Source organism: Lacisediminihabitans sp. (assembly GCF_036404185.1).
Lineage (GTDB): Bacteria > Actinomycetota > Actinomycetes > Actinomycetales > Microbacteriaceae > Lacisediminihabitans.
The window spans coordinates 1-8935 of sequence record NZ_DASWPB010000206.1 but is presented as its reverse complement, the minus strand read 5'-3'; the positions used below and the strand labels follow the sequence as shown (position 1 = coordinate 8935).

Sequence of the window (8935 nt, the reverse complement as noted above, 5' to 3'; positions counted from 1 at the left end):
GCGGTCGAGGATCGAGTAGTTCGGCTGCTCGGTGCGGAACCGCTCGAAGCCGCGACGCTCAGCCACCCATTGCGCCTCGACGATCTCCGAGCCGCGCATCGACGACGAGCCGATCGCGCGCACCTTCCCCTGCCGGACGAGGTCGGTGAGGGCCGACAGCGTCTCGTCGATGTCGGTCTCGGGGTCCGGGCGGTGCAGCTGATACAGGTCGATGTGGTCGGTCTGCAACCGGCGCAACGAGCGCTCGACCGCCTGCACGATCCACCGGCGGGAAGCGCCGCGATGGTTGACATCGTCATCCACCGGTCCCCAGAACTTCGTGGCGAGCACCACGTCGTCGCGGCGGCCCTTGAGCGCCTCGCCGACCACCTCCTCTGAGTCGCCGTAGCGGTCGGCGGTGTCGACGAAGTTGATCCCGGCGTCGAGCGCGCGGTGGATGATGCGGATGGCCTCGGTGCGGTCCGGGTTGCCGAGTGAGCCGAGCATCATCGCGCCGAGCGCGTACGGGGTCACCTTGATGCCGGTGCGGCCGAGGGTGCGGTACTGCATGAGTGCTCCTTGCTGGCACCTGACGGGCGCCGTGTGGGAATATGAAACGGAACACTGTCCCGCTAGGTGTCGACTATACGGAACGGTGTCCCGTTTATCAAGCGAGCAAGGAGACACCGGATGCCGCGTGCCGACGCCCAGCGCAACGTCGATGCCCTTCTGGCGGCGGCGAAGGACGAGTTCGCCGCGCACGGCGTCGACGTGGGCGTGCGAGCCATCGCCGCGCGCGCCGGCGTCGGGACGGCGACGCTCTACCGCCACTTCCCCCTGCGCTCGGACTTGATCGCCGCGGTGTTCCGGCGCGAGATCGACGACGTCACGGCCCAGGCCGCGCAGCTGGCCGAGAGCCACGAGCCCTTCGAGGCGCTCGCGCTCTGGGCGCAGCGCTACACGGAGTTCGTGGCGACGAAGCACGGGCTCGGGTCCGCACTGCGCTCGGGCGAGCCCGCCTACAGCGGCTTGCGTGATTACTTCGAGAGCAACGCGGGACCGGCCCTGCAGCAGCTGCTCGATGCCGCCGCGACGGCCGGCGCCATCCGGGACGGCATCGACCCGCTCGAGCTGATCGGCGCGATCGCGAATCTGTGCGTGCCGCCTCCCGGCAGCGATGACACCTCACGCGCGAGCCGCATGGTCGGGCTGTTACTCGATGGGCTGCGCTACGGAGCGACGCCGGCGCAACAGCGGACGGCACAAGCCTGAACGCCGATTCCCACTCCGGCTCGCGAAAAGGTGGGCGCAGTGCGCGTCCCTTGCCATCGGCACCGGCAACAGACTGACATCGCGCCCGCGATCACCACGGCCAGAGATTAATGGGTCGAGGTCGTGCAGGACTTTCGCGGGGTCGCGGTCGGAGACTCTGTACGGGATGATCTCGAGCGCGTCCGCGCCCCGATGATGCACCGCGGACCACGAGTGTGACAATGCGCTGTAGCGGCCGTCACACTTGGGCGCTGGAACGCGTCAACTTAGTGTGAAAGACATGCAACTGGCGGCGTTTGAGCGGGAGCGATCTCGTCTCGTGGCGATCGCGACCCGAGTTCTGGGGTCCCCCGGCGACGCGGACGACCTCGTGCAGGAGGCCTGGTTGCGGTTCTCGCGCACCGAGGACATCGACGATGCACCCGCGTGGTTGACCACGGTCGTGACACGACTGTGTCTGGACCTGCTGCGCCGGCGCCGCACACGCGTGAGGGCGGAGTCCAAGGCGACGCAGACCGGACGGGAAGGTGTCGATCCGGAAGCGGATGCGCTGCTGGCGGACCGCGTCGGCGGCGCGATGCAGCTCATGCTCGACGCACTCGTCCCCGCAGAACGTGCCGCTTTCGTCCTCCACGACGCGTTCGGATACTCGTTCCCGGAGATCGCCCAGATGCTAGGCCGGTCAGACGCGGCAGTGCGTCAGCTCGCCAGCCGGGCCAGGCGCAAGGTTCACGACGCATCGGAGCCGTTGCAGGAGGCCCAGCGACGTGTCGTCGCGGCCAATCGCGAGGTGGTGGAGGCATTCCTCAGCGCCGCTCAGGGCGGTGACCTCTCGCGGCTGATGTCGTTGCTGGCGCCCGACGTGGTCATGCGCGCTGACAGCGCAGCGCAGGCCATGGGCACGCAATCGCTCTACGACGGCCCCGAGTCGGTGGCCGGCCGGTTCCGTGGAGCGCAGGGTGCGAGGCCGGTGCTCATCGACGGGGACCCGGGTGTGGCGTGGATGGTGAATGGACGAGCGCGGGTGGTCTTCTGCTTCCAGTTGGCCGACGGCCTGGTGCGCGCCATCGACCTCGTCGCCGACCGGGAGGTCATGGCGACCATGGAGATCATCCCGATGACGCGGGAGGCGTGAGATGCGATTCCACGCGATCGTGGAACCGCCCGAGCCGACGAGGGGTCTGGAGATCCCGTCTGGGATCGTCGAAGGCCTCGGCGGTGGGAAGCGTCCGCGGGTAGTGGTGAGCATCAACGGGCATTCATGGCAAACCCGGGTCGCACTCATGCGGGGGCGGCAGCTCATCGGGTTGAGCCACGCGAATCGAATCGGCGCGGGCGCGGAGATCGGGGAAAGGGTCACCGTGGAGATCGTCCTGGACGAGGAGCCGTTGACCGTGACGGAGCCCGCCCAGCTCACGGAGGCGCTCGATGCGGACCCCGCAGCGCGCGAGGCGTTCGACCGGCTGACCATCAGCCAGCGACGTCAGCACGTCCGCGGGATCGAGCAGGCCAAAGGCGCCGACACTCGCGTACGGAGAATCCGCAAGCTGATCTCGGAGTTGCACGAGCGTTCCTGACCGCTGTCACGCACCCGTCACGCCATCCGTCACCCCAGTGTCGGAACACGCCGACAGCAGAACGAGCAGGAGCGCAAGATGCTTTCGATCAACCACCTCAGCCTGGGCACGACGGACCCGGATGCCGCGGCGGCCTTCTATCGGGGCCCGCTCGGCCTCGACGACCGAATCCGGGCACACGCCGACCGTGAGCCGAGCAGCGGATTCCGTGGCTTCACCCTCGGACTCGACGTGCCGGAGCCGGAACACGTCGACCGGCTCGTAGCCGCCGCGATCGACGCGAGCGCGGAAAGCCTCAAGCCGGCAAAGAGACAGTTCTGGGGCGGCTACTCGGGCGTGATCCGCACCCCCGACGGCACCGTGGTCAAGATCGCCACCTCCGACCAGAAGAACCCCGGCACGAGCCTCGGTGAGGGCTCGACGGCGATCGAGCGGATCGTCCTCCTGCTGGGCGTGGGGCATGTGGGCCGAGCCAGGGACTTCTATGTCGCGGCCGGCCTCGCCGTCGCGAAGGCTTACGGCAGCAGGTACGTCGAGTTCGAGCCCGGGAACGGAGCGATCACGCTCGGCCTGTACAAGCGCCCCGGTCTGGCCAAGGAGTTCGGCGTCGACCCCGAGGGCAATGGATCCCATCGGCTCATCATCGCGTCGAACGATGCCTCCCTCACCGATCCCGACGGATTCACCTGGCAGGGCTCGCGCCACGCCAGCTCCTGATCACGAGATGGATCTCGTGGTGCAAGAGACGTTCCTCCGCTGCCTCGATCCCAAGCCTCGCTGACGTTCCACCTCACGGTCCCGGACCTCTCCTGAGGGCACAGTCGCAGTCTTCTCCCGCAGCGATATTCGATCACCGCGACGGAGATGTCGTCCGGCGAGATGTCCTCACTAGGCAACTTCCAGTTGAAGCGCTTCGCGTTCTCTCCTGTCCGGTAGCCAGCCAGCCAGCCGGGACGAGGATCGGCCTCGATGCATTCGCGCCGGTAACGACTTGCATTCCTTCACTGTCACGGGCCTTTCGGTGTGATGACACGTCCGGCAAACCAGCGGACGGCGGCCTCGGCTTCATCCAGATCAATGGAGGCGGGATCGACGATCAGGTCGAGGTGGATGCCGTCGATGAGCGCCAGAATCCGCGTGACATGCGCATCGATCTCGGCCCGCACGACGTGACCCTGATCGGCAAGCACACCTAGCCACCGGCGAAGGGCACTCTCGGAGGCGCGACGCGCACTGCCGATGATCTCTACGACCCCGAGGTTGGGCGTGCCGCCTAACACGAGTCGATACAGCTCCGACCAGCCAGCGAGAGCCTCTGCGGAGATAGCGCGCGGAGGCAGGAACTGCACCAAGCACTCGGCGAGACGGTCTGCCGGGTCGCGCCCAGCGTCGGCGATGCCGAGGTCGTCGAGCGCGCTGGCGGTGAGTGAGGCCGCGACCTCCTTGTGGAGCTCGGCTTGTGTCGGGAAGTAGTGCCGCAGCGTGGTCGGCCCGACCCCGGCGGCAGCCGCCACCGAACGCACGCTCAGTGCGCCCAGCCCTCGCTCCCGCACCACGCCGAGGGCCGCGGCCACGATGTCATCACGTCGACTCATCGAACCAAAGGTAGCACAGTGTACTAGTACACTGTGTCGGTACAGCGTACTATCGGGTCTGATCCCCCACAGGGCAGAGCGCAAGGAGCGACCATGACGAGTGAGAAACAGCGGCCCGGCTGGCCCGAGATCGCCGTCGGGCTCGGCGCCTACGCGGTGCTCTACATGGTCGTCGCGCTGATTCTGCGGCTGACCGATTTCGCTCCTGCATTGGCCGGCGTCGTGGAGTTCGCGTTCTCCGCCCTCATGGGCATAGGCGCGTTCGCCGCCGCCGCCGGCCTCCGCATCCGGCGGCTCGCGCCATTCGGGGTGTCCCCCCGCACCAAGCCACGTTGGCTCGCTGCGGGGGCCGGGCTCGGCGTCGTCGCGTATGTGCTCAGTATTGGCGTATCGCTGCTATTCATGACACTGACCGGCGATCGCCAGAACGTCCAGGTCGGCTACCAGGCAGCGGCAGCCGGCGGCGTGTTCTGGTACGCCGCGACGGCCGTGACTGGTTTCGTCCTGACCCCCATCGGTGAAGAACTGATCTTCCGTGGGGTGCTGGCCAACGCCCTCGGGCGCTATAGCGCCTGGATCAGCGTGCTGGTAAGCGCAGCCGTGTTCGCTCTCGCGCACGGCCTCAACCCAGTGCTACCGGTCGCCTTCGTCGTCGGCATCTTGACGGCCCTTCTGTTCCGTCGCACCGGCTCCATCTGGCCAGGCGTGTTCGTGCATGGCATGAACAACGCCCTCGCCATCACCGTGCCGGTCATCATCTCCTTCATCAGCGCCCCATGATGAGGACGACGAGCTGCGCGCCTGGAACGGCCGCCCCTTCGAGATGCTGCCGGACCCCGAAGCCAACGGCAACGCTCTGGCCTGGGCTGCGAATGCCGACAAGGCCCCGGCCCTTGATTCTTCGGGCCAAGGTTCGAGCCTCGTGCGGTGGGTACACCTTCGTAGAGAGTTCGGTCATTAACGCCGGCAGAGTGGGCGGCATCAACAGCGATCAACTCGTCAGGAAACTCCAAGAAGATCCGCAACTTGCGTCACTCCTCATCACCGACGGAACCGACGCGCGCACTCGCCACCGCTGGTTGGCTCTCTGCAACCTCTTGCCAAACACCTCGGCGTTCAGAGCGCCGCCGAGATCCTGCGCGATGCCGTTCGGAGCGTTCCTCGAGGTTGAACCAGCAAAGCCTTCGAGAGCGCAATCCGACGGTTCTCATCATTCATGTCGCAGCGAAACCTCGGCCCCCGCGAGGGGCGGAGAAACACTGGACCCGGTAAAGGCACGACGAGGAACGACTGCGCTCAGCCAGCAGGTGATCGACCTCGTGACCCGACGTGGGCAGCTCTCGCCGGAGGCGACGTTCGCCCGGGGCGAGGAGTTCTTCGACGCTGGGGACGTTATGCCCCCGCCGCCGCCCGACGGGGACGCATCACCCCCGCCTGCGACCATTCCACGAAGGCTGCCGCCGGACGAACGCTGCCGACGTGCTCGTTTACGTGGCTGGTGGGCCCTCCCTCTGGCTGGGTATCGGATCCGACGCTCGGACCCAGCGACAAACTGCAGCTCACGTCCCTGAATAGCCGAGTGCTGCGGCACCACGCCCAAGTCGCTCTCGCCACCTTGCTGGAAGGGCCTCGGGACCGAGGATGCCCCGAAGTAGCGAGCATCATGGCCTCAGGCGCCCGCCGTTGCTGTACTACTGCATAGACGAGAACTGATGCGCGCGGCCGTCGGAGCGCACCGCCGAATGAAAAGTGCGGCACTCTGGGAATCGGTCGAATCTGAGGGCAGGCCGCAACGTCCGCTGACCGTTCGACCCCACGGCCCCAATCTCACCGCCTTGCGTCTGGCGGCGAGGCGCCGGCGCCTCGCTACGGACGGTTTGATACGCCGACAGGCCTCATCGTTCACGGGTGCGCATCATTCTGGTGGTGTTGGCGTTGAGCTCGATGGCACCGTCGGGTCCGACCACCACGGTGCCGCCGACGTTGACGAGATGGCGTCCGATCGCGCAGTTGGGCTCGAACGCGAAGACGGTGCCGACCTGGAGCACTGTGTCGCGTCCTATGGTGGGGATCGGCAGCACCTTGCCGTACTCGACGACCTCGGGAAGTTCGGCGCCCTGGTGTCCGGTGCCGATGAGCCCGTATGGGCTGATGGTGTGGATAAGTGGGTGGACGTGCCAGCCGCCCGCCCGGCGCGCCGGCTCCGCCATGGCGTCAACGACCTCGCCGAAGACGGTCCCAGGCCGCAGTCTCTCGATGCCGGCGAGGTAGGACTCCTGGGCGATGTCGGCGGCCTTCTCGATATCGGGGTGCACGGTGCCGACCGCGATCGTGGGTTGATGCTGGGTCTCGAGCATCCCGAACGAGCAGAAGAGCTCCGCAAGGACGGTGTCACCATGCTGGATGACGCGCGGCCTCTGGGGGCGGTAAGTCCAGGCGGGCGACCCCCATCCGACCCACTCCGGGCCCGAGCCGAGTGCCATGCCGCTCGTGAAGCCGAGGTGCTCGGCACAGGCGCGCATCGCCGCCGCATAGATGACGTTCTCCGCGACGCCGACTCGGGTGATTTCGAGCATGGCCTGCGCCATGCGCTCGCCGACGCTCGCCGACCAGCGCAGGACGCGCAACTCCTCTGCGCTCTTCGGGGAGATCAGCTCGAAGAAGCGCCGACCGACGGGCGTGAACCGCGCGTTCGGCAGATCATCGAGGACGCCCTGCCAGGTGTTGTAAGGCATGGCGCCGTCGAAGTAGAAGGGCGGGTAGGGTTCGAGTCCGATCACGCCGAATGCGGCGCGGTCGAGCCCTCGTTCCTCGATCACTTCGACGAGGTTCGAGCCCAGCTTGCCGACATAGATGTTCTCTGGGCGCAGCCACCCGGTCGGTCCGACGTGACGCGCCTGGATGTGATCCTCGACGACGGTGGTGAGGAAGACGACCGCGATGGGCTCCTGCCCTCTCGGCAGGATGACGATGGAGCCCGGGCGGTCGTTCGTGAAGTAGACGTCCGGGGCGAACGGCGCCGGGAAAGATCCCTCGCGTTCGCCGTAGACGAGGAGCGCATCGAGTCCTTCCTCCTCCATCAGGCGGTCGGCCAGGCGCCACCGTCGGTCTCGCTCGGCTGACGAGAAGCTGGGAACCTCCGAGGGGAAATCCCCGGGGACTGTGGCGTCAAGTTCGGCCCAGACAGCGTCAGACGCGGAGACAGGGGCCCCGGTCGCTGCGTCCTGCTCGGTGGTCATGCTCGCGACTCGTCCGCGCTGCGCCGCGTTCCGCGGATGCGTGCGGAGCCGAGCGGCATCGTCGCCGTGCCGGTGAGCTGGTCCCCGGTCACAGTCGCGGCGATCTGCGCCTTGATCCGGCCCATCGGGGTCTTGATGCGCGCTCGGAAGGAGACGTCGTGGCCCTGCGCCTCGACATCCGACAACTCGGATTCCCAACCCGATCCCTGCAGCCGCCCCCCGATGGCACCCCCGTCCGCACTCAGCGTCAGGGCGGCCTGCTGCGGTCCGAACGGCGTCTCCACCGCCAAGTCGTATGTGCCTTCCAGTCCCATCGGACCACTCCTCATCCCTGCGAGGTACCCGCGTCTGCGGCATCCCGTCGGTCGGAGCCTGCGCCTTCCCGGCGTAGTATTCAACATCGATGAATAAAGGGCGAGGCCGTCCCGTGGGCGGGTCAGACGCGAGAGATCGAATCCTGCGCGCCGCGCGGGCGCGATTCGTGGAGCTGGGCTACCGCGCGACCACAACGCGAGCGATCGCAGCCGACGCCAAGGTGGACGCTGCCTTGATCGCCTACTACTTCGGCTCCAAGCAGGGCCTGTTCATCCAGTCGCTGGCGATGACCTTCTCGCCCGCCGAGGTGCTCTCGGCGCTGATCGACGGCCCTGAGTCGAGCCTGCCGGAACGTTCGCTCATGGCGGTGATGAATATCTGGGAGAACCCCGACCTCGGCCCCGCAATGCGCACCTTCGTTCTAGAGGCCCTTCACCATGCGGAGGTCCTCGACGCCTTCCGCGAATATTTCGAGGTCGAGGTACTCGCCCGAGCGACGGGGAGCCTGCATGGCCCTCGCGCCGCACGCCGCGCCGCCGCAGCCCTCACGGTCTTCGCAGGGCTCGTGTTCAGTCGCTACCTTCTGCGCATGCCCTTCGCGGCCAACACCTCGAAAGACGACATTCAGGCGACCCTGCTTCCGATGCTGCGAGTCGCCCTCGAGCCCAGGCCCAGAACATCCGGCCGCGATCGCTGATCAACGCTCACGCAAACGTCTGGAGGTCTTCAAGCACCGCGCGCATCCGAGTGACATATGGCCGCGCCACCCACCGCCGAGCACCTTCAAGGTGGTCTGCTGCACGGTTAGGTGACATCTTGACCTGCCCCACGGATTTGGTTCCAGTCCTGGTCGCTAACTCGCGGCGGGGATGTCGTTGATTTCGAGTCTCTCGTATTCGATGGGGGTGCGGTAGCCCAGGGAGGAGTGTCGGCGTTGTCGGTTGTGGAATATCTCGAT

Annotated in this window: 10 protein-coding genes; 6 read left to right on the top strand and 4 right to left on the bottom strand. The window is 67.0% G+C overall.

Going from position 1 to position 8935, the window contains the following annotated elements:
• On the bottom strand, window positions 1–549 hold a 549-nt coding region (locus VGC18_RS14510; RefSeq protein ID WP_331098643.1), incomplete at its 3' end, for an aldo/keto reductase.
• Between the two features lie 120 nt (window positions 550–669).
• Between VGC18_RS14510 and VGC18_RS14505 the strand changes: the two genes are divergently transcribed.
• The 4 genes from VGC18_RS14505 to VGC18_RS14490 all read left to right on the top strand — a co-directional run bounded on the left by VGC18_RS14505 (window position 670) and on the right by VGC18_RS14490 (window position 3545).
• Entirely contained in the window at window positions 670–1251 is a 582-nt protein-coding gene (locus VGC18_RS14505) for a helix-turn-helix domain-containing protein (protein ID WP_331098641.1), read from the top strand.
• A 280-nt stretch (window positions 1252–1531) separates the two neighbouring features.
• Window positions 1532–2386: a sigma-70 family RNA polymerase sigma factor gene (locus tag VGC18_RS14500; protein WP_331098639.1), complete on the top strand. Its 855-nt coding sequence runs from the start codon at window positions 1532–1534 to the stop codon at window positions 2384–2386.
• 1 nt (window position 2387) lies between these two features.
• On the top strand, window positions 2388–2828 hold the full coding sequence (locus VGC18_RS14495; RefSeq protein WP_331098637.1) for a YdeI/OmpD-associated family protein: 441 nt from the start codon (window positions 2388–2390) through the stop codon (window positions 2826–2828).
• 78 nt (window positions 2829–2906) lie between these two features.
• Window positions 2907–3545 (top strand): glyoxalase, encoded by a 639-nt coding sequence (locus VGC18_RS14490; RefSeq protein WP_331098636.1) that lies wholly within the window; start codon window positions 2907–2909, stop codon window positions 3543–3545.
• Window positions 3546–3835: 290 nt separating this feature from the next.
• Here the strand turns inward: VGC18_RS14490 and VGC18_RS14485 are convergent, their stop codons facing one another.
• Entirely contained in the window at window positions 3836–4402 is a 567-nt protein-coding gene (locus tag VGC18_RS14485) for a TetR/AcrR family transcriptional regulator (protein WP_331098634.1), read from the bottom strand.
• A 114-nt stretch (window positions 4403–4516) separates the two neighbouring features.
• On the opposite strand from VGC18_RS14485, the gene VGC18_RS14480 reads away from it, so the two are divergent.
• A complete protein-coding gene (locus VGC18_RS14480) occupies window positions 4517–5203 on the top strand; it encodes a type II CAAX endopeptidase family protein (protein ID WP_331098632.1) in 687 nt (228 codons plus the stop codon).
• A 1115-nt stretch (window positions 5204–6318) separates the two neighbouring features.
• Here VGC18_RS14480 and VGC18_RS14475 read toward each other — a convergent pair.
• On the bottom strand, window positions 6319–7503 hold the full coding sequence (locus VGC18_RS14475; RefSeq protein ID WP_331098630.1) for a M24 family metallopeptidase: 1185 nt from the start codon (window positions 7501–7503) through the stop codon (window positions 6319–6321).
• Between the two features lie 155 nt (window positions 7504–7658).
• Window positions 7659–7976, bottom strand: coding sequence for a hypothetical protein (locus VGC18_RS14470; protein ID WP_331098627.1), 318 nt, complete (start codon window positions 7974–7976; stop codon window positions 7659–7661).
• Between the two features lie 113 nt (window positions 7977–8089).
• On the opposite strand from VGC18_RS14470, the gene VGC18_RS14465 reads away from it, so the two are divergent.
• On the top strand, window positions 8090–8674 hold the full coding sequence (locus tag VGC18_RS14465; protein WP_331098625.1) for a TetR family transcriptional regulator: 585 nt from the start codon (window positions 8090–8092) through the stop codon (window positions 8672–8674).
• Window positions 8675–8935 lie beyond the last annotated feature (261 nt).